This is a genomic window from Tateyamaria sp. LSS28 (genome assembly GCF_059611725.1).
On sequence record NZ_JCAPFI010000005.1, the window covers coordinates 107,689 to 134,014 of the forward strand.

The following is a 26,326-nucleotide window of genomic DNA, read 5'->3' on the forward strand; positions in this document are numbered from 1 at the left end:
TCGGCAAGGTTAACAACGCATGAAGACTGGTCGCTTCATATCAATACGCGCGCTTATGCTTTGAATTCGTTGTGAAATTTATATCCCAAAACGGTTTCTCTTCTGATGCCCCAAGTACATGGTGCTTCCCTTCCCGCATCCGAAGCCGCGGGAAGGCGCAAAATCTTCATGCATTTTAAACAATTGGAATCAGTGCCCGCTCAGGCCGCAGATCCCCCAACGGTCAGTCCTCCAATCATCAGAGTCGGTTGCCCAACGCCAACCGGCACCCACTGACCCGCCTTGCCGCAATTGCCCATACCAGGATCGAGCGCCATGTCATTTCCGATTCCGCGGATCTGTTTCAGCGCCGTGGCCCCGTCGCCAATCAGGGTTGCCCCTTTGACAGGAGCGCCGACCTTGCCGTTTTCGACGCGATAGGCTTCGGTGCAGGAGAACACGAACTTGCCATTGGTGATGTCGACCTGTCCGCCCCCAAAGCCCACGGCATAGATCCCGTCCTTGAGATCAGCCACGATATCTTCTGGCGTGCTGTCGCCGGCCAACATGTACGTATTGGTCATACGCGGCATCGGTGCGTGTGCGTAACTTTGCCGCCGCCCGTTGCCCGTTGCCTTAACGCCCATCAGCCGGGCGTTTTGGCGATCCTGCATATAGCCAACTAGGATGCCATCCTCGATCAGGGTATTTTTGCCTGAAGGCGTGCCTTCATCATCCACGGTGATCGACCCGCGTCGGTCTGGAATGGTGCCATCGTCCAGCACCGTTACACCGGGCGCAGCAATCCGTTCGCCCATCAAGCCGGCAAAGGCCGAGCTGCCTTTGCGATTGAAGTCTCCTTCGAGCCCGTGGCCAATCGCTTCGTGCAGAAGAATGCCGGGCCAGCCGGGACCAAGGACGACGTCCATAACACCAGCAGGGGCGGGGACCGCATCCAGGTTCACCACTGCGACCCGAAGTGCCTCACGTGCCTTGGCTTGCCAATCATTCCGGTCGATCAGGCCATCCAGGCCCACACGCCCACCGCCACCAGCGCTGCCGCTTTCGCGGCGCCCGTTCTGTTCGACGATGACGGAGATGTTCAGCCGGGTCATCGGGCGGATATCACGCACCGAATGACCCTCGGGACGCAAAATCTCGACCTCCTGAATCGATGCGGCGAGGGAGGCTGACACTTGAACGACGCGCGAATCAAGATCGCGGACATAGGCGTCGATTTCCTTCAGCGTCTCCAGCTTGACCGGAAAGCTGGCTCCGGCGATCGGATCGTCCGAAGTATAGAGTTGCGAGTTGGTTGATCGTGGCGCGTCTGCCAGCGTGCCGCCGCCGTCCCCAACAGCGAGGCGCGCAGTCTCTGACGCGCGGCGCAGCGCAGATTCGGAAATTTCGGTGGAGTGTGCGTAACCGGCCACTTCTCCTCTTACGGCGCGCAGTCCAAACCCCTGCGCTGCATCATAGCTGGCTGTCTTCAGGCGACCGTCATCGTACACCAGTGCCTCTGATCGGCGGCGTTCAAGGAACAATTCGCCGTCGTCCGCGCCAGCTGTGGCGTCGCGCAACACCTGCAAGGCCACCGTGCGGTCAATATCCCGATCCAGCGGTGCAAAAGGGGCGTCGGTCATTTGGTATACTCCGGTGTGCTGTGGGGCATTTCGCCACGGCAAGCGTCCGTTTGACGCGCCCCTTATGTCTTTATCTTGCAGCCAAGATATGATTGTAAGTCGCGACAATACAACGGGAGGCGAACGCAGTTAGTGCTGCGGCCTTTCTCCGAACCAAAATGTTGATCACTCAAGATCAGGACGACCAGATGAAAAAGCTTTTCTCGATTTCGGGTGTGCTGAGCGCCCTTGCCGCCGCCCCGGCCTGGGCCCAGGACGGCCTCGAGGTGATTGGCCGCCCCGTGGATGGTGCGATGGGCTTCCAGCCTGCAGCCACGGAAATCGCCCGCCGCTTGCAGTGGCTGGACGGTATGATCCTTGTCATCATCACCTTGATCACTCTGTTCGTGACCGGTCTGATGGCTTGGGTGATTGTGCGGTACAACCGCAAGCGCAACCCGGAGCCTGCCGGCTTCACCCACAACACCCCGGTCGAGATTGCTTGGACAGTCATCCCGATCGTTATCCTGGTGTTCATCGGTGCGTTTTCGCTGCCCACGCTGTTCCACCAGCAAGAGATCCCCGAAGCGGACGTGACCATCAAAGCGACCGGCTACCAGTGGTTCTGGGGGTACGAGTACGTAGACGAAGGGTTTGCGTTTGACAGCTACATGATCGGCGCACCCGCAACCGGTGGTGACAATTCCCTGACGCCCGAGACCGAGCAAGCACTTGTCGATGCTGGATACAGCCGCGAAGACTTCCTACTGGCGACCGACAACTCAGTCGTCGTGCCTGTTGGCAAGACCATCGTTGTGCAGGTGACCGGCGCTGACGTGATCCACGCTTGGACCATTCCCGCCTTTGGCGTGAAGCAGGACGCCGTGCCTGGCCGTTTGGCTGAACTGTGGTTCACCGCAGAGAAAGAAGGCATCTACTTCGGTCAGTGTTCTGAGCTGTGCGGTATTGCGCACGCTTACATGCCGATCACCGTCAAAGTGGTGAGCGAGGAAGCATACGCTGAGTGGCTGTCCGGTGCGAAGGCAGAATTCGCCGGCACACCGCAAGATTTCCAAGTCGCATCAAACTAATCGGGTAGGGCGGAGGACACCTCCGCCTTACGGTTTTTCAGGCAGAGACGCATATGACGGACGTCAGCTACCAGCATCAGACCCACGAGGCCGAAGCAAGCCTTGGTGACTATTTTGCGCTGCTCAAGCCGCGCGTTATGTCACTTGTGGTGTTTACCGCGCTCGTTGGATTGTTGGCAGCTCCGGTGTCCGTACATCCCGTCATCGCGTTTGCATCGATCCTGTTTGTTGCCATCGGGGCAGGGGCGTCGGGTGCGCTGAACATGTGGTGGGATGCGGATATCGACGCCGTGATGAAGCGGACCGTCAAGCGCCCCATTCCTGCAGGCAAAGTCACACCAAACGAGGCCAAGGTTCTGGGCGTGGCCCTGTCGGGCATGTCGGTCATGATGCTTGCGCTGAGCGCCAATCTGCTGGCCGCAGGTCTTCTGGCATTCACCATCTTCTTTTACGCCGTGATCTATTCGATGTGGTTGAAGCGGTCGACACCGCAGAACATCGTGATCGGCGGCGCTGCTGGTGCATTCCCTCCGGTCATCGGATGGGTCATTGCCACGGGCTCCCTGTCCGTTGAGGCGTGGCTGATGTTTGCCCTGATTTTCATGTGGACGCCGCCGCATTTCTGGGCGCTGGCGCTGTTTATGAAGTCTGACTACGATGACGCTGGCGTACCGATGCTGACCGTCACGCATGGGCGCAAGGCAACCCGTCTGCATATTTTTGTCTATACAGTACTGTTGGTCGCGCTTGCGGTTGGCACTGCATTTGCGGCCATTGGTGGTCCAGTCTATCTGACCGTGGCTGTGGTTCTGAATGCACTGTTCCTAAAGGGAGCATTCGACATCTGGCGCCGGAACGAGGCACAGGCCGAAGCCGATGGCTATGCTGTAGAAAAATCGTTCTTCAAACTGTCGCTGCTGTATCTGTTCCTGCACTTTGGCGCGATCTTGGTCGAAGCGATGCTGCCAACAGCCTGGGGAATCTGGGCATGAGCATCAAGGCGGAGCACGAGATCCACCAACGTCGCAAGGGACGTAATGTGGGTGTTGGTCTGATGCTGGCCGCATTTGTCGTTTTGGTACTGGCATTGACCTTTGTGAAAATCACTGGCGGCGCGTTCGAGCTGCCCCGGATCGAGGAGACACAGTAATGCGCCACCTCTCTGGGCCACAAAAGACGGTTTTTCAGACATTGGGTCTGGTCGTGTTCATGGGGGGCCTGGCCTGGGCTTCGGTCCCATTCTACGACTGGTTCTGCCGAGTGACAGGTTTTGGCGGCACGCCGGGCGTGTCCGAGGTTGCAAGCGAAGAGATTCTGGACCAGACCATCAAGGTGCGCTTCGACGCATCACTTGAACGCAACATGCCATGGCAATTCACTCCGGAAGTGCGTGAGATGGAGTTGCGCATCGGCGAGACGGGCCTTGCCTTCTACGAAGCCTACAACCCGACGGACAAACCCATCGCAGGCTCGGCCAGCTACAACGTGGCGCCATACGAAGCGGGTGGCTTTTTCTCCAAGATCGATTGCTTCTGCTTTGAAGAGCAGGTGCTGCAGCCGGGTGAACGTGTCATGATGCCGGTCACCTTTTATGTCGATCCGGAGATCGTAACTGATCGTGACGCAAAATACGTGCATACGATCACGCTGAGCTATACCTTTTACCAAATCGACCTGCCCGAAGGCTTTGCAGCACTCGAGCAAACGAACGATACAAACCTGAACTGAGGGACGGACAATGGCCCACGCAAAAAACCACGACTACCACATTCTTGCGCCATCGACCTGGCCCCTGCTGGGTGCCTTGGCCGGCTTCACCATGCTGTTTGGTGCTGTCGCCTGGATGTCCGGCGGCATGACCATCTTTTTCAAGTCGATCGAACTGAGCGGCCCCTGGCTGTTCCTGATCGGCTTCGTCGCGGTCCTCTACACTATGTTCGGCTGGTGGACTGATGTGGTTGCAGAAAGCAAGGTCGGGGATCACACGCCCGTGGTCCGCATCGGCCTGCGTTATGGCTTCATCCTGTTCATCATGTCGGAAGTGATGTTCTTTGCCGCGTGGTTCTGGTCTTTCTTCAAGCACGCCATGTACCCGATGAGCGAGTATGTCGGCACCGAGTACATCCAACCCGAGATTTACCACGTGGACGCGTTCCACCTGCCGCTGATTAACACCTTGATCTTGTTGCTATCCGGTTGCGCTGTGACATGGGCACACCACGCGCTGGTGCATGGTGGCGCGCGCAAGGACGTGATCAACGGTCTGGCCATCTCTGTTGTACTCGGTGTGGCGTTCACCGCGCTGCAGGCCTACGAATATTCCTACCTGCTGTACCAAGGCTGGGAGTTCGGCGGCGACAAGTTCTTCTCGAACTTCTTTATGGCGACCGGTTTCCACGGCGCGCACGTGATCATCGGGACGATCTTCCTGTTCGTGTGCCTGTTGCGCGCGATGAAGGGCCACTTCTCGGCCGAGAAACACATCGGGTTCGAGGCGGCAGCTTGGTACTGGCACTTCGTGGATGTTGTCTGGCTCTTCCTGTTCTTCGCCGTTTATATTTGGGGCGTTGGCACGATGCCGGGCCTCGACCACTAAACCGCGTCATACGCAACACTGTTCAAAGCGCGCGGTCTCCGCGCGCTTTTCACTTTAGGGCTGGGCACACGGACGCATGCGTCGCTTACTCTTTCTGATGACATTCGGGTTGATGGGGGCGGGTATCCTGATCAGCCTTGGGGTCTGGCAGGTGCAACGGCTTGCTTGGAAGCAGGATCTGCTTGCGCGTATTGAAGCACAGATCAACGCCGCGCCCGTGTCGCTGGCGGAAGCCACGACTCCCGAGTTTCGGCGCTACGCCCCTGTCAAAATCGTCGGGACTTTTGGTCTCGACCACGAGTATTTGAGTGCACTGGCGTCACGTAGAAACACAGGGGCTGTTTATCGGATTATTCGTCCGTTTGAAGTGGAAGGCTACGGCCGCATTTTGGTTGATACAGGTTGGGTTCGAGATGGCATTGATGTGCCAGGGGTGTCGCTAGAGCGACTTAGTCTTTTGGGGAATCTGGATGCCCCGAATGAGGTTGACGGGTTTACACCCGCACCTGAGATTGACACGAATATCTGGTTTGCCCGTGATGTGCTGGCGATGGCCGAGGTGCTGAATACACAGCCCATCATGTTAGTTCTGCGCGACGCGCCGGAAACAGACCTTGGCGTGACGCCTTGGCCTGTAGACACCGCTGGCATTCCGAACGATCACCTGCAATACGCAATCACCTGGTTTTCGCTTGCGGCGATCTGGGTGCTGATGACCGCCTACTTCGTGCTGCGCACCAATCGCAGCCCGCGCTGAGAAAGACGAACCCATGCGCTATATCTCGACCCGTGGACAAGCCCCGGTGCTGACCTTCGAAGACACGATGCTCACTGGCCTTGCCCGTGATGGTGGTCTGTACGTGCCCGAGGCGATTCCGACCTTCGATGCGGTAAAGATCGCCAAGATGGAGGGGCATCCTTACGAAGAGATCGCCTACACCGTCATGCGCCCGTTTGTGGGTGACACCTTCACCGATGACGAGTTCCGGTCCTGCATTGATCGCGCCTATGCCTGTTTTGACCATGCAGCGCGTGCGCCAATGGTGCAACTGGATCAGGGGCATTTCCTGCTTGAATTGTTCCACGGGCCCACGCTTGCCTTCAAGGATTTTGCCATGCAGCTGATTGGTCAGCTGTTTCAGACGGCGCTGAAACGGCGCGGGCAACGCGTGACGATCGTTGGGGCCACAAGCGGCGACACTGGATCGGCGGCAATCGAGGCGTTCCGCGGTCTCGACAACGTCGATGTGTTCATCCTGTACCCACACGGTCGTGTGTCAGAAGTGCAGCGTCGCCAGATGACGACGCCAACGGAAAGCAATGTGCATGCGTTGGCGCTGGACGGTGATTTTGACGACTGCCAGGCGCGGCTGAAAGACATGTTCAACGATTTCGAGTTCCGGGATGGTGTTGGCCTTGCGGGTGTGAACTCGATCAACTGGGCGCGCGTGTTGGCGCAGGTCGTATACTATTTCTCCTCCGCCCTGGCCCTTGGTGCACCGCATCGCAAAGTCAGCTTCACAGTTCCCACGGGCAACTTCGGCGACATCTTTGCGGGCTACATTGCCAAGCGTATGGGCCTACCCATCGACAAGCTGGTGGTGGCGACCAATCAGAACGACATCCTGCACCGGTGTCTGAGCGGGCAGGGCTATCACAAGGGCGAAACCATCCCGTCGATCAGCCCGTCCATGGACATTCAGGTCAGCTCGAATTTCGAACGCGCGCTCTTTGACGCTTATGACCGTGACGGTGCCGCTGTCGCGCAATTGATGGATGAGTTGAAGAGCGGCGGCTTCGACATTAGCCAAGGTGCAATGCAGGTGCTGCAGGAACACTACGCATCGGGGCGCGTGTCCGAAGATGAAACGAGCGCACAGATTGCCACGTCACTCAAGGCGAGCGGAGAGCTTTTGTGTCCGCACAGCGCAGTTGGCGTACATGTCGCGGACATCGAGCGGCAGGTGGGCACGCCCATGATCACGCTCGCCACCGCACACCCCGCTAAATTCCCCGTGGCGGTTGAGGCAGCGACAGGAATCATGCCCCCCCTTCCACCCAGGATGGCAGACCTGTATGAACGCGCGGAACGACTGACACGTGTGCCGAATGATCTTGAGGCGCTCAAGGCCCACATAATGACGCACCGCGCGCAGTAACAACATAGCAGCGAGACGAATTTGACCACCCAGACCCATCGCCTGAGCAACGGCTTTCGCATCGTCACTGAACATATGCCGGGGCTCGCTTCGGCCTCAATCGGTATCTGGGTGGGCGCAGGCGCCCGCCACGAAACACCCGAGCAGAATGGCATTGCCCATTTTCTGGAACACATGGCGTTCAAGGGCACCGAACGGCGCAGTGCGTTACAGATTGCCGAGGCCATCGAGGATGTAGGCGGTTACATCAATGCTTACACGAGCCGCGAAGTCACTGCATACTACGCCCGCGTTCTGGAAAACGATGTGCCACTGGCACTGGACGTTCTGGCAGATATCCTGCTGAATCCCGTTTTTGACCAAAGCGAAATCGAGGTCGAGCGCGGTGTGATACTGCAAGAGATCGGGCAGGCACTGGATACGCCCGACGACGTGATCTTTGACTGGCTGCAGGAACAGGCCTATCCCGAACAGCCGTTGGGCCGTACCATCCTTGGCCCGTCCGAACGGGTATCGTCCTTCGGGTGCGCTGATCTGTCTCGTTTCGTTGACGAGCATTATGGCCCGGAACAGATGATCTTGTCGGCGGCCGGTGCGGTGGATCACGACGCCATTGTGCGATTGGCCGAGGAGCTGTTCGGTCATCTCAGCCCACGGCCAAAGCGCGTTGCCGACTTTGCCACTTTTGCAGGCGGCGAAGAACGGCGCAGCAAGGCGTTGGAACAGGCGCATTTCGCCATGGCCTTTGAATCACCCGGCTACCGCGACGATGCGATCTACACGGCACAAATCTATGCCAGCGCATTGGGAGGTGGCATGTCCAGCCGCCTGTTCCAAGAAGTGCGCGAGAACCGAGGTCTTTGCTACACCATCTTCGCGCAAGCGGGGGCGTATGCAGACACCGGCATGACGACGGTGTACGCCGGTACGTCAGCAGAACAGGTTGCCGACCTGGCCACCATTACTGTGGACGAAATCAAGCGTGCGGCTGATGACATGACAGTCGCCGAAGTCGATCGGGCACGTGCCCAGATGAAGGCCGGGTTGCTGATGGGCCTCGAAAGCCCGTCGAACCGGGCAGAACGGCTGGCGCGACTGGTGCAGATCTGGGATCGGGTGCCTGCGTTAACCGAAACCGTTGCGTTAATCGACAGCGTTACGGTGGAGGATGTCCGCGCATTCGCGGAGCATATGGCAACACAAGCCCCAATGGCGCTTGCGCTTTATGGTCCGATTGACGCCGCACCGACACGCTTTGCCCTGCAGGAGCAGCGCGCCGCCTGATGATCCTGAACAAGCGGAAACTGCGGATTGAGACGGAGCGGATGACGCTGCGTCCGCCGACGCATTCCGATTTTCGGGACTGGGCCACGCTGCGGGCCGTCAGCGCTGAACACCTCACCCCGTGGGAGCCAAGCTGGGCAAATGATCATCTGACGCGCAAGGCGTTTACCAATCGTGTCTATTGGGCGCAGCGGTCGGTGACCAGTGGCACCGCGATGCCTTTATTCCTGTTCCGGCGTGGCGATGACGCCCTTCTGGGCGCGATCACGCTGGACAACATCCGGCGGGGCCCTGCCCAAGCCGGAACCCTTGGCTACTGGACAGGTGCGGCCCATGCGCGCCAAGGTTACATGCGCGAGGCGATCCTTGCGGTTGTGCATCACGCGTTCACACGGCTTGACCTCAGCCGGATCGAAGCGGCCTGCCTACCCGAAAATGTGGCCTCGCGCGGATTGCTAGAGACATGCGGGTTCAAATACGAAGGTGTCGCGCAAAGCTATCTTCAGATCGATGGGCGCTGGCGAACGCATGTTCTTTACGCAGCTTTGCGCATGGACAGGCGCGGACGCACTGACGCAGGCTAAAAACGGGCCCAGACCTATCTCAAGGTTTTGCAAAAATCGCATTGCGCACTAACCTGATGTGCATGCGCTTTGTATTCCTTGCTTTCGCTTTCCTGCTCGCGCCGATGGCAGCCGCAGCACAAGAGGTTCGAACGCCGAGCCATTGTATCGCCTTGGCCGATCAGATTGACGGCGCACGTTACATTCAGCGGGCCAGCCACAATGTGGAGGTCGCCCCCGAAACAGTGCGCATCCATTATATCGCCCATGCGTCTTTCCTAATCCGCACTGCGGGTGGGTTGAACATGGTCACCGATTTTACTGGCTTTGTCGGCAACGTGCCGATGATCCCGGATGTCGTCACCATGAACCATGCACATGAAACGCATTGGACCGCATTTCCGGACCCGGCCATTCCCCACGTTCTGCCGGGCTGGGGAGAAGAATTCGGCAAAGGCATCGACCATCGTGTCGATCTTGGAGAAGTGCTTGTGCGCAATGTCTCGACCGACATCCGGTCGCAATGGTCCGGTGTCGAAGAGAATGGAAACTCAATTTTCATTTTTGAGGTGGCCGGTCTTTGCATCGGGCATCTCGGCCACTTGCATCACGAACCCAGTGCGGAGCAATACGCGGCCATCGGGCGGCTGGATGTTGTCATGGCTGCAGTTGATGGAGGCATGACCGTGGATTTGCCAACTATGATGCGCATCGTTTCGCGGCTCAAATCCTCGATCGTGATTCCGATGCACTGGTTTGGAGAGTTCACATTGGATGCCTTTTTGACCGGTATGCGCGATGAATTCCAGGTGGTTGAAGTGGGCGGTCCGTCTCTGGACGTGTCATTGGATCGCTTGCCTGCGCGTCCCACGATCACGGTCCTGCGTCCGGAATGGCTGCGCGACGACGGCGAATAGGCGTGCCTTTCGCGTTGTGGGGGCTGAAGGTTTCTGGCACCAAACGCAGGTAGGGGCAGGGGGCATTCATGCTGAATTCACTGACAGCTGACATAGCGGAAAACATCCGCAATAGCTTGCCCGCAGATCGCTTTGCGGCCGCTGATGCCTCGCATCTGCAAGAGCCGCGGGGTCGCTATACCGGTCAGGCTGGATTGCTTGCCTTGCCCCGAACCACAGATGAAGTGGCCAAGCTTGTATCAATAGCCTCGGACATGCGTGTGCCGGTTGTGCCTTATGGAGGAGGCACGGGGCTTGTTGGTGGCCAGGTGGTTGAAGAAGGTCCTGTTCCTCTAATCTTGTCGCTTGAGAAAATGACGGCCATCCGTGCCACATACCCCGAGGAAAACGTGCTGATTGCCGAGGCGGGTGTCATTCTGGCTGATGTGCAGGCAGCAGCGGAGCAGGTGGACCGCTTGTTTCCGTTGTCGCTCGCGGCCGAAGGATCGGCGCGGATTGGTGGGAATCTCAGCACCAACGCGGGGGGCACCGGCGTGCTGCGCTATGGCAATGCGCGGGACCTCTGTTTGGGTGTCGAGGCGGTATTGCCCTGCGGCGAAATTTATCATGGTCTGAGCCGCCTGCGCAAAGACAACACCGGCTATGATCTGCGGCACCTGCTGATCGGGGCCGAGGGCACATTGGGCGTTATCACTGCTGCGGCTCTCAAATTGTCGCCACGACCTGCTGCGGCGGGTACGGCCTTGCTACAAATCGCTTCTCCAGCGGCAGCGCTGTCTTTGCTGTCCCTCGTGCGGGATCATGTCGGCGAAGGCGTATCCGCATTTGAGTTGATCCATGCACAGGGTTTTGCCTTTCTGAACGAGACCCTGCCCCAAATCCGCAACCCGTGGGCGGCGACACCAGAATGGTCCGTTTTGATCGAGTTGGGCCTGTCGCGCGGCCAAAATCCGATGGCTGCGCTGGAAGAGATTTTCGTCGCGGCGTCAGAGGCGGGATTTGTGCAAGACGGCATGATTGCGCAAAGCGCGCAGCAAGCAAGTGACTTCTGGACGATCCGGGAAAGTATCCCGGAGGCCAATCGTCGTATTGGCTCCATCAGTTCGCACGACATTTCAGTGCCGCTTGGGGCGCTCGCGGAGTTCATCGCCGAAGGTGGGCGACGCATTGCCCGGCTTGGCAACTTCCGCATCAACTGCTTTGGGCACGTTGGCGACGGCAACCTACACTACAATGTCTTTCCGGTTCCGGGCAAAAGCCGTTCGAACCATGAGGCAGAACGCCCTGAAATCAAACGGGTTGTCCATGCGCTGGTACATGAAATGGGCGGCTCGGTCAGCGCCGAACACGGCGTTGGGCGTTTGAAAGTCGAAGACTTGGAACGGTACAGTGATCCAGCAAAACTGACAGCCATGCGCGCCATTAAGGACGCCCTTGACCCCCTTGGGATTATGAACCCCGGCGCGGTGTTGCGGGTGCGGCAGGCATGATGTCGGTGGGTGGCTCTGTTTCGCAGGCTGTGCCCGCGAAAGGCGCCCACCCACCGACCCGAGGGGGTGTCTGATGGCGGGGTTGCCCACATTTGTCCTTACGCCGATCCTGTTGGTGCAGGCCATCTGGGTGGCGGCGCGTGCCACGCGCTTGCCAGAAGCCGACGGGCCGCGAAACGGTCGGTCGGGGGGAGGGCCTCCGTTGAGGGTACTCATTCTGGGTGACAGTTCAGCGGCTGGTGTCGGGGCGGCTCATCAGGATGCTGCACTGGCGGGTCGCCTGGTCGCACATCTGCACTCGGACTACGACGTGCAATGGGCATTGTGGGCCCAATCGGGACTGACGACATCCGGCATGTTGCGAATGCTGAACACACAGCCTGCGCATGACTTTGACGTGGCGGTCATTGCTCTCGGGGTGAATGACACAAAAAACGGGATGCATCCAACCCGCTGGAACGCCAACTACGTGAAGCTGCTTCAGCAATTGCGCAGACGGCACGGCGTGCGGCGTATCTATGCATCGGGCGTGCCGCCGCTTGGGGCTTTCCCGCTTTTGCCACGCCCTTTGCGCGATGTGTTGGGGGCACGTGCAGCGCGGTTCGATACGATCCTTGCTGACCTGTGTGCCGATCAGGATGGGGTGGAACATCTGCCCTTTGATCTGCCGCTGGAACCCGGTCTCATGGCCGCTGATGGGTTTCACCCCGGGGCACAGGTTTATGATATCTGGGCAATGCGGATCGCGGATGCTCTGCGGGCTACTCCCCCCGTTGCTCTGGGTTCGGCCGCAGCGGTCAAGACGCCATGAAGCCACCATCGATGCAAAGCACGTGTCCGACAACATAAGCCGCCGCGTCAGAGCTGAGCCAGAGCACTGCTTCAGCCACTTCCTCGGGGGTGCCTGTCCGGCGTAGGGGAAGCGTCGCGGCGACCGCATCAAGGTCAAGCCCCGGCTCCATGATCATGTCGGTGACCACGCGCCCCGGTGCGACCATGTTGATGCGCACGCCATGCTGGGCCTCTTCAATTGCCGCACTGCGGGTCATCGAGATCACGGCTGCCTTGGACGCGGAGTAAAGCCCGAAACCAGGGTTGGGATTGCGCAGACCGCTGATGGACGCATTGACCACGATAGCGCCTGTGCCCTGTGCTCGCATCGCCGCGATCTGGTTGTGTAGGCAGGCCAGTACCCCGCGGACATTGGTATCGAAAACGCGCGTGTAGGTATCGAGGGATTGATCGCTCAGATGCGCGCGCTCTTCACGGCAACCTGCATTGTTGAAGGCGATGTCGAGCCGACCATGTTCGGCCAGGATCTGGCTGTGCAGGGCTGACACTGCGTCGCTGTCGGTGACATCGTTCACGATGGCCTGCGCACTTTGACCTTGTGCGGTGATGTCTGCCACTGCACTGTCGAGAGTGGATGCGCGGCGCCCAGCCAGCACCACATGTGCCCCCGATGCAGCGAGGCGCTGCGCAGTGGCCCGGCCTATGCCGCTGCCGCCCCCGGTGACGAGTGCAATTTTGCGACGCGTATTGTGTTTGGGCATGGTGTCCGGTCCGGCGTCTGTGATCCGGTCAGCCTAGCCGATCTCGCATGTATCGGCACACGGAGCGGGGACGTTTTCCGACGGGCTCCGCCCTTAGTGCCCGTTTTCGCGGCGTTATTCCCCGTCGAATGCGCACAGGGCGTGCACGTCCATGCCCATAGCCTCAAGCCGTGCGCGTCCGCCCAGATCGGGCAGATCTATGACAAAGGCGCAGGACACGATCTCGCCCCCAAGCCGTTCTACCAGCTTGATCCCGGCTTCTGCCGTGCCTCCGGTGGCCAGAAGGTCATCAACAAGTAGTATTTTCTCACCCGCCTTGATTGCGTCGTCATGCACTTCGACAATCGCCTCACCGTATTCCAGGGTGTAAGCCTCGGAAATCGTTGCACCGGGCAGCTTCCCTTTTTTGCGGATCGGGACAAAGCCAATCGACAATTGGTGCGCAATAGCCCCGCCAAGGATGAAGCCACGTGCTTCAAGTCCCACAACCTTGTCGATCTCAAGCCCGGCATAGGGATGCAGCATCTGGTCCACTGCGATGCGAAACCCGCGCGGGTCGGCAAACAGGGTGGTCACATCGCGGAACATGATCCCTTCGTGGGGGAAGTCGACGATGGTGCGAATGTAATCCTGAACGGTCTTCATGTGGCTCTCCGAAGGGTGGCGGTCAGCAGGCCCATGCCCACAAGTGTGGCACCGCCTGTGCGGGTCAACCACATTTGGACAGTGGGGCGCGTGATGCGGCTGCGCATTGCATTGGCGGCCAGTGCAAAGATCAACGCGTTGATCCCGGCAATGATGACAAAGGTTGCAATCAGGGTCGCGGCTTGCGGGGCAAAACTGGCGCTGGGATCAATGAATTGCGGCACGAAGGCCACGAAGAACGTATTGGATTTCGGGTTCAGCGCCGTAACCGTTGTGAGATCGCGAAACACGCGCTTGGCGCTCTGGCCATCGGGTTTGTTCATCAGCGTTGTCGCGGTGGGTGTCCGAGCACTTAGCAACATACGAATGCCCAGATAAACAAGGTAAACAGCGCCCACCCATTTCAAAACGGTGAATGCCAGCGCTGACGTCAGGAACAGAGCGCCAAGACCGATCACGGACAGGGTCATGGCAATCAAGTCGCCGGTGGCGACGCCAAGCGCGGATGCGATGGCAACCCTACGCCCTTGGGTCATTGCATAGCTCAGCACCATCATGAGCGTTGGACCAGGGATGACCAGTAGCGCGGTGGAGGCGACAACGAATGTCAGCCAAAGATCAAAAGGCATCATGAATTCCTTTGCGTCAAAGCACCCGGCCCGCAATGGCATCAAGCTTGGCCACCACGGCGGGATCGCGGGCATCGGGTGATGTAAGGATTGCAAATTCGAGTGCGCGATCGCAGCCGTGTGGGCAGGGGGCACGGTCCGCACCAAGCAGGGCGGGGAGGCGTTTGACTAACGCGCGACCCTTATCTGCATTTCCCATAAGCGTTTGAATAATTTGGGTAACGTCGACCTCACCATGATCGGGATGCCAGCTGTCGTAATCTGTGATCATGGCGACTGAGGCGTAGCACAGCTCGGCTTCCCGGGCGAGTTTGGCCTCGGGCATGTTGGTCATGCCGATCACATCCGCGCCCCAGCTTTCCCGGTACATTTTCGACTCGGCCAAGGTTGAGAATTGCGGCCCCTCCATCGCCAGATAGGTGCCGCCCCGGTGTACGTTGATCTCCGCATCGCGCGCCGCTGTTTCGCAGGCGTCTGACAGGCGCGGGCAGGTGGGATGCGCGACCGAAACATGGGCGACACAGCCGGTGCCAAAGAACGACTTTTCGCGTGCAAAGGTCCGGTCAATGAATTGATCCACAATGACAAAATCGCCCGGTGCCATTTCTTCACGGAACGACCCGCAGGCCGAGACCGAGATCACATCCGTCATGCCCAACCGCTTCAGTGCATCAATGTTTGCGCGGTAGGGGACCGTCGTCGGAGAATGTACGTGACCGCGCCCATGTCGTGGCAGAAAGGCCATGCCGACCCCGTCCAGTGTGCCGGTCAGGATCTGGTCCGACGGTGCCCCCCAGGGTGTGTCGACTTGCACCCATTCGGCCCCCTCCAGCCCGTCGATGTCGTAGATACCAGAGCCGCCAATCACGGCGATTTTCGTTTGGGTCATTAGGGTCTCTCGTGCCGGGACAGAAGAAAATTTATGCGCCAAAACAGGCCAGCACCACCCGTACACCAGCCGTGCACTCTGCGTACACCCCCCATGCACCCCCAACGCGCGGTGAGGTGAGGTTGGGCGCAACGGAATAAACTGGTCACCCGCGCTTTTCGTTGGCCGATCATGCGAGTGAGATGTGAAGATCGGGCGGTGCCGAAGAGTGCGATTTACGGATGCAGCATCATTGGACCAACCACTATGCGGTTAGGTTCCACTTCGCCGAAGGGGAACTCAGCGCGGAGAACCGCGCTGAGCGTTTGCCATTCTAGGCGTGAATTTCAGCTGGGATCAGCCGAAGGACTTCCGAATTGCAGCTTTCACCGAGTTTGCGTTTTGTTTCTTCTTGCTCGAGTTCGCAATCAGAGTGATCGGTTTCAGAGCCGATTTGGGTTCATATTCCAGAGCAGCCGCGGCCTCTGCGATGATCTCGTAATTGTCATCGGTCAATTCCATATCAAGAATCTTCGCGACCTTTTTGGTTTCCTTCCTCAGCTTGTATTTGTTGATCAGGTTGGCCTTGTTCTTCCACTTCCGAGAATTGTGGTAGGCTCTGAACGCCTTGTTCTTCACGAGAGTACTTGGGTAGATGTTCGTGGCTATCAATTTGTTCACCTCGCCGTACACGGCCTTGAGGCTTTTGACCCAGATCGGGGACGAAAAGTCGCCAATTTCTGCGGCACGGGTCATCGGCTCGCGCATGCTGTGCGAAATATTGACCGCCTCCCTCGAGTTGTCGTCGATGAATCTTTCATAGAGTGTCTTAGTCTTCATCTTGGCGACCATCGCGTCGATGAACATATAATTCTCGGCCATCATGCTCGCTTTCATGTGCGCACGCAGGATCGGCCCCAGCTTTTTGTGCTTCAGCATATCCGCCCCGACATCAGGATATGTCAGCCCATCATATTTCCACATTTCTAAGTCCTTTCACTGTTCGAGTTGAGCAAACGCAATCGCGTTGTTCCGATGACTGCATCTGTCGGGAAGTAAGTGCCCTACACGCGGGAGTTGGTTCACGCCGTCCGCGGGTTTTGTTAGGGCTGCACCATGGTGTGACCGAGAGGGTCGGATCGGGTGGGGGTTCTGTTCGAGCGCCGGTTTTCCACTTGGCGGATGGAGTATGCGAGAGGTGATTTGGCCAAAGGGTAGATGGGCGCAGTTTGCATTGCGCGGTCCTGAGTGTTGATTAAGCACCGATCAGGACAGCGTTTTCTGCATACCCAGAAATACCGTGTCATTCCTGTGTAACCTGCTATGTGCAGCGCACATAACAGACCCGCCTTTGGTGCAATGGTTATTAACCCTCTGATGGTTTAGACGCCACCGATCGCGCCCCCACGAGCAGACGGATTCCGAATGGCCTTTCTTGATAATCTCAACACCAAGACCCGCTTCGGCGATTTCTCAATCGCGCCGGGTGACACCAAGCTGACACCGGGTCAGATCAAGACGGATTTGCTGTCGGGGCTGACCGTGGCGCTGGCGCTGGTGCCCGAGGCGGTGGCCTTTGCCTTTGTCGCAGGCGTGCACCCGCTTGTCGGTCTCTATGCGGCGTTCATGGTTGGTTTGATCACCGCGATCTTTGGCGGGCGTCCCGGCATGATTTCCGGTGCGACGGGCGCTTTGGCCGTCGTCATGGTCGCGCTGGTGGCGCAGCATGGGGTTGAATACCTGTTTGCCACGGTCGTCCTGATGGGGCTTTTGCAGATTTTTGCGGGCGTGATGCAGTGGGGCAAGTTCATCCGCCTTGTTCCGCACCCGGTGATGCTGGGGTTCGTGAACGGGCTCGCCATTGTGATTTTCCTGGCACAGCTGACGCAATTCAAAGTGCCGGGCAGTGCCGAGGCATCCGGGCATGGTATGGCAGGTGGCGATTGGCTGTCGGGCATGCCGCTTTTCTTGATGCTGGGGCTGGTTGCGTTGACGATGGCAATCATCTGGCTGGCGCCGCGCGTGACACGCGCCATTCCGGCACCGCTGGCGGGTATCGGGATTGTTGCCGCCATCGTGATTGCCTTTGGTTTGGATGTGCCGCGTGTCGGTGACCTTGCTTCGATCCAGGGTGGGTTGCCTCCATTCCACATTCCGATGGTGCCGCTGACATGGGAAACGCTTGAGATCATCCTGCCTTATGCGGTCATCCTGGCTGCCATTGGTCTGATCGAAAGCCTTCTGACCCTGAACCTTGTGGGCGATCTGACCGGGCAGCGCGGCGGGGCGAGCCAGGAGTGCATTGCCCAGGGCGTCGCCAATACCGCAACCGGCTTCTTCGGTGGCATGGGCGGATGCGCGATGATCGGTCAATCCATGATCAATGTGAAATCGGGTGGGCGCACACGCATTGCCGGTGTTGCCGCAGCGCTGTTCCTGCTGGCCTTTATCCTTGTCGGCTCATCGATCATCGAACTGATCCCGCTGGCCGCTCTGGTCGGTGTGATGTTCATGGTGGTAATCGGGACATTTGCGTGGAACAGCCTCAAGATCCTGCGCAAGGTGCCGCTGACCGATGCCTTTGTCATTGTTCTGGTGACTGTCGTGACGGTTATGGAAGACCTTGCCGTCGCTGTTGTCGTTGGTGTGATCGTGTCAGCATTGGCTTACGCCTGGAACAACGCCCGCCGCATTCACGCCAAGACCTATACCACCCCCGAGGGCGCGCGCGTCTACCAGGTGCAAGGGCCGCTGTTCTTTGGCTCGGCGACTGGCTTCATCGAGATGTTCAAGGTCGAGTCTGACCCGCGCGAGGTCATCATCGATTTTGCCGATAGCCGTGTCGTGGATCAGTCCGCCCTTCAAGCGATCGAAGCCGTGGCCGGTAAGTATCAAGAGGCTGGGAAGCGCGTTCAGCTGCGTCACCTGACGCATGATTGTCACAAGCTGCTGACCAAGGCGGGTCACCTGATTGTCGACAGTGATGATGACCCTGATTACGAGATCGCGACGGATTACGGCGTACGCACTGGTATTTTGGGCGGACACTGACGTCTGTTGGCTTTTTGGATCGGGCCGGTGTCATCCGGCCCGTGCCACTCTTGTTTGGAAATGCTGCGGCTTTCCCTAGTTGGTGATCACGCCAACACCGGCGCCGACAACGGCCCCTTCGACGCAGCGTCCATCTGTTAACACTTCGCCTGCTGCACAGCCGATAGCGCCGCCAACGACCGCGCGTTCAAGCGTGCTGTCGCCGCAGGCTGCAACCGTCGTCATGGCTGCCATGGCAGCGAGGGCAAAAAATTTACGCATGGGCTGAACTCCTGAGCCTATTTAATATTGCGCTACGCTAGCACGCGGCTTTCTGAGGCTCGAAACGATAACGCCCTATGCGTGGAATTGCGCGCCAAATCGCCGATCGGCGCCGCATTGTCATAGGGCTTTTGCGGCCTAAACTCATCGTTGATTGCTGGCCTGACCACTTTCTTAATACGTGTATGCTCTGCAAACTGCCAATCGCAGTTGGACCCATGGACAACTCAGGCTAGAGAATGATCAGAAGTGAAATGACTGGGGGCACGGAATATGGCGGGTGAAAGTGGGGGCGGGCATGCATCGCCGTCTTGGTTTGTTGCGCCGGGGGAAGGGGATTCCCTGGCATGGATTTCACTGATCTTCATTGCGCTGGCCCTCTACGCGCTCGTATCTTTGTATGCCGCTTTCGACCGCTGGGCTGAACATCAGTCCAAGGGTACGCCGCTGGCCAAAACGATACCGACCATGCTGACCATTGCGCTGCTCTACGAGATTTTTCCCTTGGGGCATTTCAATATCCTGTTGCCGCTCAGCGCAATCCTGATTGCACTGATGGCGGACTGGTCGCGGTTCAACCTTCGTCGCGACGAAATACCATTTACAGAATACCCCGATGCCGCGACGCAAACAGGGACCGACCAGGTGGAGCCGCGGAATGTTTGAACTGCTCCTGACTTCGTTCCCGGTCGTTATCCGGTATTTCCAACTCAAGCGCCGAGGCGAGGCATTGACGGTCTGGAACATGCGCACGGCGGTGTTCCTGTGGGCGATCATGGCCTTTACGCTCTTTCTGGTGATCTTCTATTTCCACCCAAAATCCTATTCCGGCCTGCTGCCGTTCCGCACTGTGTCCGTTGTGGCTCAAACCAGCGGCCCGGTTACTGAACTGCCCACTGTGAACGGACAACGCGTGTCGAAGGGTGACCTTCTGTTTCGGATTGAAAACAGTGCCCAGGCAGCGGCCGTCAAACAGGCAGAGGCCGAATTTGACCGCCTCGCAGCCGCTGAGGTCAAGGCGCAGGACACACTGCTTGTGGCGCAGGCCAGCGTGATCGAAGCAACCGCATCGCTGGAAAAGCTGCGGGTCGATCTGGAAAACGCGGAGACACTGTTGGCCCGCAATGTGGGGACGCAGGATACGGTGCGCGAACTGGAATCCGCCGTGGCTGTCGCCGAGGCGGAAAAGGGCGCGGCTGAGGCGCAAGCCGATCTGGCCCAATCCGACATCACGCAGGCAATCCCGGCCGAGCGCCGCGCTGCCGAGGCGGCCCTGGAGCGCGCCCAGGTGGCGCTGGCGCAGACAGAGGTGCGCGCCTTTTCTGATGGTGTCGTCACCCAGCTTGCCATGAGCGTGGGCAGCCCGGCGTCCCAACTGATCCTGAGCCCGGCGATGGTTATCATCCCTGACCGACCCAAAGGCGTCCCCCTTCGTATCACTGCAGGTTTTTCACAGGTCGCCCGCGCCACGTTGTACGAGGGGATGCCCGCTGAGATCGCCTGCGACAGCAATATCGGCCTGTCGTTCCGCAATGCGGTTCTGCCTGCGCGCGTGGCGTCCATCCAACCTGCCATCGCGGCAGGGCAGGTGGTGCCCGGTGGTCGGCTGCTTGAGCCGGAAAACGGGCTGCAACGCGGATCGATGCTGGTCTACTTTGAGCTTGAGCACCCCGAGCATGAGGCGATCATGGTCGATGGGGCAGGGTGCATCGTCCAGACCTATACCAGCAATCTCAGCGGCGTGACCGGACACATCATTGCGGCCACAGGTGTGGTCAAGGCGGTGGGGCTGCGCCTTAAGGTCTGGGGCGCGTTGATATCCGGCGTAGGGCTGGCAGGTGGCGGAGCACATTAAAGAGCTTCGCTGACCTGCTTGATCAGCAGGTCGTCAATGCTTCGACGTCACAGGCCTGCAGTGCGGGCACTGCTTCCGCGACGCGGTCTGCGGGCCAATCCCACCAGCGGAGCTGGTTGAGCGTTGCGATATCAGCGTCGGAAAAGCGCATCTTGACCACCTGTGCCGGATTGCCGGCAACAATGGCGTAGTCCGGAATGCTGCCCCGTACCACTGCCCCGGCCCCGACGATCACACCGTTGCCGATCCGCGCACCGGGGCACACGATTGCGCCGTATCCCAGCCAGACGTCGTTTCCGATCACCGTGTCGCGGGTGTCTGGTTGAAAACCCGCCATTTGCGTTTGGTCGAAGATGGGAAAGGGAAAGGTGGTCAGTCCATCCATGGCGTGGTTGGCGCCGGATGTGATGAACCGCACCCCGTGTGCGATCTGGCAAAACCGGCCGATCCGCAGCTTTTCGGGTCCGTATCCGAACATGTAGGGGGCCAGATGCGCCGCCCAATCCGCTACCGGGGCAAAGTTTGAGGCGTAGGTGTAGTCACCGATCTCCCACCCAGGGTGATCGACGACCCTGTTCAGAAAGACGGTCCCTTGGTGATCCGACCCGTCGGGCAGGGTGATGGGATAGGCGCGTCTGGCGTCTGGAAAGGTCATTCGCCGGGTCGTTTCAGGCTGAATTTCTCGCGTACAACCGAATAGTCGCGGTATCCCAGCCGCGTGAGCGGATTGTATTGCAGCACGTCAAAGATGCCGTCGACGATGCAGTCGTCCCGCAGGTGCACGCCCACAACTTCGCCGAACACGACATAGTTGGCTTCCCCCTCGATTTTGGTGATTTGAGTCATGCGGCATTCCAGTGAGGCCGGGGATGCGGCGACACGTGCACAGTTGATCTCGGAACAGTCCGCCTTGTCGATTTGGGCAAGCGCAAACTCATCCGTGTCCGCTGACCATTCGCCCGATGTCTGGTTCATTGTGTCCTTCATCGCATACTCCACCACGTTCACGCAGAACACGCCTGTATCTCGGATGTTGGCCACGCTGTCCTTTGTCCCGTCGCGGTCGGGCTTGGTGCTGGTTGATGCGAACATGACCTGCGGTGGGACATAGGCCACGCCGTTGAAGAAAGAATAGGGGGCAAGGTTGTCGGATCCATCGCTGCCCCGGGTCGAAATCCAGCCGATGGGGCGGGGCGTTACGATGGCGTTGAACGGGTTGTGGGGCAGGCCGTGGCCATCGGCGGGGCGGTAAAACATGCGGGCTCCGTTTCGTGCGTTTGCGCAAGGGTTACCTGCATGCTAGGGCGGGTTCCAGCCCATAAGACCCCGGACCAAACGCACCGCCCATGTATCATCTGAGCACAGAGACGCCCGACGATCGGTGGGAGGTCGAGGCCCTGTATGACCTGTGCTTTGCACCGGGGCGCGAGGCGTTGTCATCTTACCGTTTGCGCGATGACGTTCCCCCGGTTGCGGGATTGAGCCATGTGGCGCGGGATATCGACGGCATCCTTGCGGGTGCGATCCGGTATTGGCCCGTGCAGATCGCGGCTCAGACAGCGCTTTTGCTGGGGCCGGTGGCTGTCCACCCCACACGGCAAGGAGAGGGGCTTGGGGGCGAATTAATCGAAACCTCGCTTGGGCAGGCGGTGCAGTCCGGGTGGGACCGGGTAATGCTGGTGGGCGATGCCCCATATTACGGCCGTTTCGGATTCCAGAAGCTGCCCGGGGTCATCATGCCGCCGCCGACCAACCCTGAACGTGTATTGGGCCGTGACCTGACGGCCGGTGCGTGGACTGGTTTGCGCGGCGACGTCATGCGTTTCGGTTGATAACGCGCCCGTGCCTTCCCATGTTGAAGGGATGAACGAAATTATCCTTGTTCCCAAACCCTTGGACACAGATGCAGAACTGGATCGACTGGCCCGCCGTTACAAGGCTGCGGGAGGTCTTGGCATTCAGGTCCTCAACACTCTTGGTACGCGGGCCGACGGACTGCTGGGTCGATTACCCGGCCCCGTACGCGATCAATTGGATGGGGCGACCCGCGCCGCGCTGGTGCAGGCGCTGGGCGCGGCCAGCAAGTCGCGCGGCGTGGTGCCGGATCAGGCTGAATGGCTAAACGCGACCGTCAGTGCCGCCATGGGTGCGGCAGGTGGCTTCGGTGGTCTGCCCACTGCATTGGCTGAGCTGCCCGTGACCACAACGCTGCTGTTGCGCGTGATCGAAGGTGTGGCCGTGGAACACGGATTCGATCCCACCATGGACTCCGTCCGATTTGACTGCGTGCAGGTCTTTGCCGCTGCTGGGCCGCTTGAGCATGATGACGGCGCTGACATTGCGTTTCTGTCCGCCCGTATGGCGCTGAGCGGCGCTGCCATGCAGGCGTTGGTCGCACGCGTTGCCCCAAGGCTTGCCGTGGTGATGGGGCAAAAGCTGGCGGCACAGACCGTGCCCGTTCTGGGCGCCGTGGCCGGGGCCGCGACGAATTATGCCTACACCAGCTACTACACCGACATGGCGCATGTGCATTTCGGACTACGGCGTCTCGCGGTCGAGGCAGATCAGCCGCACGAGGTCATGGTCGAGCGGCTCCGGAGCGAGGTTCTGGCGCTCAAGTAGCGCCGCCTGAGATAGCCGATTGCGCAACGGAGGTTGCCTTGATCACGGCGAACACAGACTGCCCTTCGCGCAGACCCATGGTCTGGACCGCCCGCGCTGTGATCCTTGCAAGCAACGTGTCACCGCCTGCGTCCAGTGCGATCGCTGCGCCCGGGCCGTCGCCCGCACGAATGGCGGTGATGGTCACCGGCAGAATGTTTTGCGCGCTCAACCCTTCGGGACGTGACAAGGACAAGAGTACATCCTGCGCCAGCACGCGCAGGCGCACTGCTGCCCCAACGGGGGCTTGCACACCCATCAACTGGACGCTCCCTGCAGCAAGCTGGAGGGTGCTCAGACCATCTTCTCCATGTGCCTCCACCCGCGCTCGGAGTACTGCACCAGCCTCACGTACACCCAGTAGCGGCACGGCAGCCGGATCGGCCATCACGTCAAAGATCGGCCCCTGCCGCGCCACGCGCCCCCCGGCCAGCAGCACCATGTGATCGGCCAACCGTGCAACCTCGTCCACGGCATGGCTGACATAGAGGATCGGCACGCCCGCTTCGCGCTTGAGCCGATCGAGATAGGGTAGGATCTCGGCCTTGCGAGGGCCATCCAGCGCGGCCAGTGGTTCGTCCATGAGCAACAGGCGCGGGTTCGACAGAAGCGCGCGCCCGAGGGCCACGCGCTGTTTCTCTCCGCCTGAAAGCGTTGCAGGGCGGCGGTCTAGCAAGGCACCAATCCCGAGCATTTCGATGATCCGGGGGCGATCCGAAGCCCGCGCACCATAGCGGCTGGCGTAATCCAGATTGTCGGCGACGGTCATGTGCGGGAACAGGCGGGCATCCTGAAACACGTAACCCACACGGCGTTTGTGCACGGGCAACGTGTCAAAGCGCAGACCATCAAGGGTGATCTGCGCATGATCAGGGCGCAGCAGGCCGGCAACGGCATTCACGATTGTCGTCTTGCCTGCACCCGAGCGGCCGAAGAGGGCGGTCACGCCCGGCCCGGCCTCGAACGCGACATCCAGCGCGAAATCACCCAAGCGGTGACGGAGGGCGACAGACAGAGTCATTTACCCGCGATCCTGCGCGCAACCCTGCGCGCCAGCCATTCGGACAAGACCACGGCCCCCAGCGCGATGATACAGGCCCAGAGCACCAGCCGGATCGCCGCATCTTCGCCCCCCGGCACCTGCAACAGGGCGTAGATGGCCGAGGGCAAGGTCTGCGTCTCTCCGGGGATGTTGGCGACAAAGGTGATGGTGGCCCCGAATTCGCCCATGGCCTTGGCAAAACCCATGACGGCACCAGCCAGCACACCCGGTAGGATCAAGGGCAGGGTGACAGACCCGAAGACGGCCCAACCGGGCGCGCCGAGGGTGCGGGCCGCATCCTCGTTTTTGGGATCCACGGCTTCGATGGCAAGGCGAATGGCGCGAACCATCAGAGGGAAGCCCATGACCATGGCGGCCAGTGCCGCACCGGTCCAGCGAAAGGCGAGCACAAGACCGAATGTCTCTTCCAGAAAGCGCCCCGCAGGGCCGTTACGGCCAAAAGACAGAAGCAGAAGGTAGCCGGTGACCACCGGGGGCAGGACCAGAGGCAGATGGACCAGCGCGTTCAGCACCGATTTGCCCCAGAAATCCCGGCGGGCAAGCAGCCACGCGATCCAGATGGCAAGGGGCAAGGCCAACAGCGTGGCAGTTACGCCAACCAGCAGCGACAGGCGCAGGGCGGTCCATCCGGCTTCATCCAGCATCATGGCAGGCGAAACCCGGCGGCGGTGAAAACGTCGGAGTGCGTCGCGACATGATCCAGGAAGGCGGACCCGCCGGGGCTCAGGGCGAGACCCGGATATAGAATGGGCGGGTGCGCATCGGCAGGCACTTCGAACACCACGGACACGTCATCGCTCGCGGCCGCGTCCGAGGCATAAACGATGCCCAGTGGTGTCTCTCCGCGCGCGACGAGGGCAACGGCGGCACGGACATTCTCGGTTTCGGCCAACTTGGGGCGCAGCGCGGTCCATGTGCCCATGCCCTCTAACCATGCTTGCGCATATATCCCCGCGGGCACGGACATGTGCTGACCCATGGCGAGCCGCCGGCCGTCAAGCCGCGCGAGGATCGTTTCCGGTTCGGGGCCGGGCAGGGCAGGCGCCCCTGCAGGGCCAATGAGTACAAGGGTATTGGATAGAAGTGGCCGCGCTGTATCCGGGGCATGACCCTCTTGCACTAGCCAATCGGACCACGCGACGTTCGCAAGGATAACGGCATCGGCGGGTGCCCCTTGGCTGACCTGACGCGCTATTGCACCACTGCCGCCGTAGCTGATGACAACCTCGCCGTCCCATGCGTGGGCTACTTCATCAAGTGGACCTTGCAGCGAGGCGGCTGCAAAGACTCGGACGGTCTCTGCGGCACTGGCGGTTGCCACGAGCCACGCCGTACAAGCGAAGGACAAGCCCTTGATCCATCTTGGAGTTTTCATCGGGCAGAACTATTGGGCAATGGCGGCTTGCGCTCAAGCCCAAAAACGGTGCGGTTCGGCCCCAGTGTTCCCGGCGCATGTAACGCTTTTTTCACGTTACGGTGCGTAGTTACGGGCCGAAACTGGTCTTTCTTGGTTAATTCCAGTATAACAGTCCGAATAACGGAGGGCAGGGCAGTGACGGCCCCGATGATAAAACAGCTTCCCCTTTCGCTGGGGCGCGCCAAGAAAGCAGACGTACGGACGCAGTTCGCCGCGCTGTGCTACCGCATCAAGAACGACAAGGTTCAGGTGCTTCTGGTGACATCGCGCCGAACCAAGCGGTGGATCGTTCCGAAAGGATGGCCGATCGATGGACAAACACCCGGCGATAGTGCCGCGCAAGAAGCGTGGGAAGAGGCCGGTGTGGTTGGTCGTGCTGACCAACGCCCGCTTGGCATGTTTTCGTACAACAAGCATATGGGTGACGACGACGGTTTGCCTGTCGCGGCCATGGTCTACGCCGTGAAGGTCAAGTCACTGTCCGCCGACTACCCTGAGGCGGCAGAGCGGAAGCGCAAATGGGTGACACGAAAAAAGGCGGCGCAAATGGTGGATTCCCCCGAATTGTCGCGCATCCTGCGTGACTTTGACCCAAGGTTTCTGGTCTGATTTCTGACCTTTG

Annotated in this window: 30 protein-coding genes; 18 read left to right on the forward strand and 12 right to left on the reverse strand. The window is 59.7% G+C overall.

Annotated elements, in window-relative coordinates:
- Positions 1-200: 200 nt before the first annotated feature.
- Positions 201-1,622, reverse strand: a complete 1,422-nt coding sequence (tldD, locus tag AC53L6_RS16180) for a metalloprotease TldD (protein WP_496908603.1) — start codon at positions 1,620-1,622, stop codon at positions 201-203.
- Positions 1,623-1,810: 188 nt separating this feature from the next.
- Between tldD and coxB the strand changes: the two genes are divergently transcribed.
- The 12 genes from coxB (at position 1,811) to AC53L6_RS16240 (ending at position 12,512) form a co-directional block, all read left to right on the forward strand.
- Positions 1,811-2,692 carry a cytochrome c oxidase subunit II gene (coxB, locus tag AC53L6_RS16185; protein ID WP_299603651.1) on the forward strand — a complete coding sequence of 294 codons (882 nt, stop codon included), beginning with the start codon at positions 1,811-1,813 and terminating at the stop codon, positions 2,690-2,692.
- A gap of 53 nt (positions 2,693-2,745) precedes the next feature.
- A complete protein-coding gene (gene cyoE / locus AC53L6_RS16190) occupies positions 2,746-3,684 on the forward strand; it encodes a heme o synthase (RefSeq protein ID WP_496908604.1) in 939 nt (312 codons plus the stop codon).
- Positions 3,681-3,842, forward strand: a complete 162-nt coding sequence (locus AC53L6_RS16195; protein WP_299209015.1) for a cytochrome c oxidase system small membrane protein — start codon at positions 3,681-3,683, stop codon at positions 3,840-3,842. The genes cyoE and AC53L6_RS16195 overlap by 4 nt, the downstream gene beginning before the upstream one ends.
- Positions 3,842-4,420 (forward strand): cytochrome c oxidase assembly protein, encoded by a 579-nt coding sequence (locus AC53L6_RS16200; protein WP_299703443.1) that lies wholly within the window; start codon positions 3,842-3,844, stop codon positions 4,418-4,420. Before AC53L6_RS16195 ends, AC53L6_RS16200 begins: the two co-directional genes overlap by 1 nt.
- Before the next feature lie 10 nt (positions 4,421-4,430).
- Positions 4,431-5,288 (forward strand): cytochrome c oxidase subunit 3, encoded by an 858-nt coding sequence (locus tag AC53L6_RS16205; protein WP_496908605.1) that lies wholly within the window; start codon positions 4,431-4,433, stop codon positions 5,286-5,288.
- A gap of 97 nt (positions 5,289-5,385) precedes the next feature.
- The gene (locus tag AC53L6_RS16210; protein ID WP_496908606.1) at positions 5,386-6,045 is read left to right on the forward strand and encodes an SURF1 family protein; all 660 of its coding nucleotides are present in this window, start codon (positions 5,386-5,388) and stop codon (positions 6,043-6,045) included.
- Positions 6,046-6,058: 13 nt separating this feature from the next.
- Positions 6,059-7,447, forward strand: coding sequence for a threonine synthase (thrC, locus tag AC53L6_RS16215; RefSeq protein WP_496908607.1), 1,389 nt, complete (start codon positions 6,059-6,061; stop codon positions 7,445-7,447).
- Between the two features lie 21 nt (positions 7,448-7,468).
- Positions 7,469-8,731 carry a M16 family metallopeptidase gene (locus tag AC53L6_RS16220; protein WP_496908608.1) on the forward strand — a complete coding sequence of 421 codons (1,263 nt, stop codon included), beginning with the start codon at positions 7,469-7,471 and terminating at the stop codon, positions 8,729-8,731.
- On the forward strand, positions 8,731-9,315 hold the full coding sequence (locus AC53L6_RS16225) for a GNAT family N-acetyltransferase (RefSeq protein WP_299209033.1): 585 nt from the start codon (positions 8,731-8,733) through the stop codon (positions 9,313-9,315). The genes AC53L6_RS16220 and AC53L6_RS16225 overlap by 1 nt, the downstream gene beginning before the upstream one ends.
- A gap of 56 nt (positions 9,316-9,371) precedes the next feature.
- Positions 9,372-10,211, forward strand: a complete 840-nt coding sequence (locus tag AC53L6_RS16230) for an MBL fold metallo-hydrolase (RefSeq protein WP_496908609.1) — start codon at positions 9,372-9,374, stop codon at positions 10,209-10,211.
- Between the two features lie 68 nt (positions 10,212-10,279).
- Complete coding sequence (locus AC53L6_RS16235; RefSeq protein WP_496908610.1) at positions 10,280-11,701, forward strand: FAD-binding oxidoreductase; 1,422 nt, start codon at positions 10,280-10,282, stop codon at positions 11,699-11,701.
- A gap of 73 nt (positions 11,702-11,774) precedes the next feature.
- Positions 11,775-12,512 (forward strand): SGNH/GDSL hydrolase family protein, encoded by a 738-nt coding sequence (locus tag AC53L6_RS16240; protein WP_496908611.1) that lies wholly within the window; start codon positions 11,775-11,777, stop codon positions 12,510-12,512.
- Here the strand turns inward: AC53L6_RS16240 and AC53L6_RS16245 are convergent.
- The 5 genes from AC53L6_RS16245 to AC53L6_RS16265 form a co-directional block, all read right to left on the reverse strand.
- Entirely contained in the window at positions 12,499-13,254 is a 756-nt protein-coding gene (locus AC53L6_RS16245) for an SDR family NAD(P)-dependent oxidoreductase (RefSeq protein ID WP_496908612.1), read from the reverse strand. The genes AC53L6_RS16240 and AC53L6_RS16245 overlap by 14 nt on opposite strands.
- Before the next feature lie 114 nt (positions 13,255-13,368).
- The gene (locus AC53L6_RS16250) at positions 13,369-13,899 is read right to left on the reverse strand and encodes an adenine phosphoribosyltransferase (RefSeq protein WP_189368826.1); all 531 of its coding nucleotides are present in this window, start codon (positions 13,897-13,899) and stop codon (positions 13,369-13,371) included.
- On the reverse strand, positions 13,896-14,528 hold the full coding sequence (locus tag AC53L6_RS16255; protein WP_299604031.1) for a LysE family translocator: 633 nt from the start codon (positions 14,526-14,528) through the stop codon (positions 13,896-13,898). The genes AC53L6_RS16250 and AC53L6_RS16255 overlap by 4 nt, the downstream gene beginning before the upstream one ends.
- A 16-nt stretch (positions 14,529-14,544) precedes the next feature.
- Complete coding sequence (locus AC53L6_RS16260; protein ID WP_496908613.1) at positions 14,545-15,417, reverse strand: S-methyl-5'-thioadenosine phosphorylase; 873 nt, start codon at positions 15,415-15,417, stop codon at positions 14,545-14,547.
- A 336-nt stretch (positions 15,418-15,753) separates the two neighbouring features.
- The gene (locus tag AC53L6_RS16265; protein WP_299209052.1) at positions 15,754-16,380 is read right to left on the reverse strand and encodes a hypothetical protein; all 627 of its coding nucleotides are present in this window, start codon (positions 16,378-16,380) and stop codon (positions 15,754-15,756) included.
- A gap of 441 nt (positions 16,381-16,821) precedes the next feature.
- Between AC53L6_RS16265 and AC53L6_RS16270 the strand changes: the two genes are divergently transcribed.
- On the forward strand, positions 16,822-18,447 hold the full coding sequence (locus AC53L6_RS16270; RefSeq protein WP_299209054.1) for a SulP family inorganic anion transporter: 1,626 nt from the start codon (positions 16,822-16,824) through the stop codon (positions 18,445-18,447).
- A gap of 75 nt (positions 18,448-18,522) precedes the next feature.
- Here AC53L6_RS16270 and AC53L6_RS16275 read toward each other — a convergent pair whose 3' ends face one another.
- The gene (locus AC53L6_RS16275) at positions 18,523-18,708 is read right to left on the reverse strand and encodes a hypothetical protein (protein ID WP_299209057.1); all 186 of its coding nucleotides are present in this window, start codon (positions 18,706-18,708) and stop codon (positions 18,523-18,525) included.
- A 273-nt stretch (positions 18,709-18,981) separates the two neighbouring features.
- Between AC53L6_RS16275 and AC53L6_RS16280 the strand changes: the two genes are divergently transcribed.
- Both AC53L6_RS16280 and AC53L6_RS16285 read left to right on the forward strand, forming a co-directional pair.
- The gene (locus AC53L6_RS16280; protein ID WP_496908614.1) at positions 18,982-19,374 is read left to right on the forward strand and encodes a hypothetical protein; all 393 of its coding nucleotides are present in this window, start codon (positions 18,982-18,984) and stop codon (positions 19,372-19,374) included.
- The gene (locus AC53L6_RS16285; RefSeq protein WP_496908615.1) at positions 19,367-20,563 is read left to right on the forward strand and encodes an HlyD family secretion protein; all 1,197 of its coding nucleotides are present in this window, start codon (positions 19,367-19,369) and stop codon (positions 20,561-20,563) included. Before AC53L6_RS16280 ends, AC53L6_RS16285 begins: the two co-directional genes overlap by 8 nt.
- Positions 20,564-20,585: 22 nt before the next feature.
- Here the strand turns inward: AC53L6_RS16285 and AC53L6_RS16290 are convergent, their stop codons facing one another.
- Complete coding sequence (locus AC53L6_RS16290) at positions 20,586-21,218, reverse strand: CatB-related O-acetyltransferase (protein ID WP_496908616.1); 633 nt, start codon at positions 21,216-21,218, stop codon at positions 20,586-20,588.
- Positions 21,215-21,820 carry a flavin reductase family protein gene (locus AC53L6_RS16295; RefSeq protein ID WP_472727545.1) on the reverse strand — a complete coding sequence of 202 codons (606 nt, stop codon included), beginning with the start codon at positions 21,818-21,820 and terminating at the stop codon, positions 21,215-21,217. Before AC53L6_RS16295 ends, AC53L6_RS16290 begins: the two co-directional genes overlap by 4 nt.
- An 89-nt stretch (positions 21,821-21,909) precedes the next feature.
- Between AC53L6_RS16295 and AC53L6_RS16300 the strand changes: the two genes are divergently transcribed.
- Complete coding sequence (locus AC53L6_RS16300; protein WP_496908617.1) at positions 21,910-22,395, forward strand: GNAT family N-acetyltransferase; 486 nt, start codon at positions 21,910-21,912, stop codon at positions 22,393-22,395.
- Between the two features lie 31 nt (positions 22,396-22,426).
- The gene (locus tag AC53L6_RS16305) at positions 22,427-23,185 is read left to right on the forward strand and encodes an EcsC family protein (RefSeq protein WP_496908618.1); all 759 of its coding nucleotides are present in this window, start codon (positions 22,427-22,429) and stop codon (positions 23,183-23,185) included.
- On the opposite strand, the gene modC is transcribed toward AC53L6_RS16305, so the two are convergent.
- The 3 genes from modC to modA are packed head-to-tail and all read right to left on the reverse strand — an operon-like array spanning position 23,178 to position 25,662.
- A complete protein-coding gene (gene modC, locus AC53L6_RS16310; protein WP_496908619.1) occupies positions 23,178-24,245 on the reverse strand; it encodes a molybdenum ABC transporter ATP-binding protein in 1,068 nt (355 codons plus the stop codon). The two genes, AC53L6_RS16305 and modC, sit on opposite strands and share 8 nt — an antisense overlap.
- Positions 24,242-24,934, reverse strand: a complete 693-nt coding sequence (modB, locus tag AC53L6_RS16315) for a molybdate ABC transporter permease subunit (RefSeq protein ID WP_496908620.1) — start codon at positions 24,932-24,934, stop codon at positions 24,242-24,244. The genes modC and modB overlap by 4 nt, the downstream gene beginning before the upstream one ends.
- Positions 24,931-25,662, reverse strand: coding sequence for a molybdate ABC transporter substrate-binding protein (gene modA, locus AC53L6_RS16320; RefSeq protein WP_496908621.1), 732 nt, complete (start codon positions 25,660-25,662; stop codon positions 24,931-24,933). The genes modB and modA overlap by 4 nt, the downstream gene beginning before the upstream one ends.
- Before the next feature lie 189 nt (positions 25,663-25,851).
- Between modA and AC53L6_RS16325 the strand changes: the two genes are divergently transcribed.
- Positions 25,852-26,313: an NUDIX hydrolase gene (locus AC53L6_RS16325; RefSeq protein WP_496908622.1), complete on the forward strand. Its 462-nt coding sequence runs from the start codon at positions 25,852-25,854 to the stop codon at positions 26,311-26,313.
- The last annotated feature ends 13 nt before the right edge of the window (positions 26,314-26,326 follow it).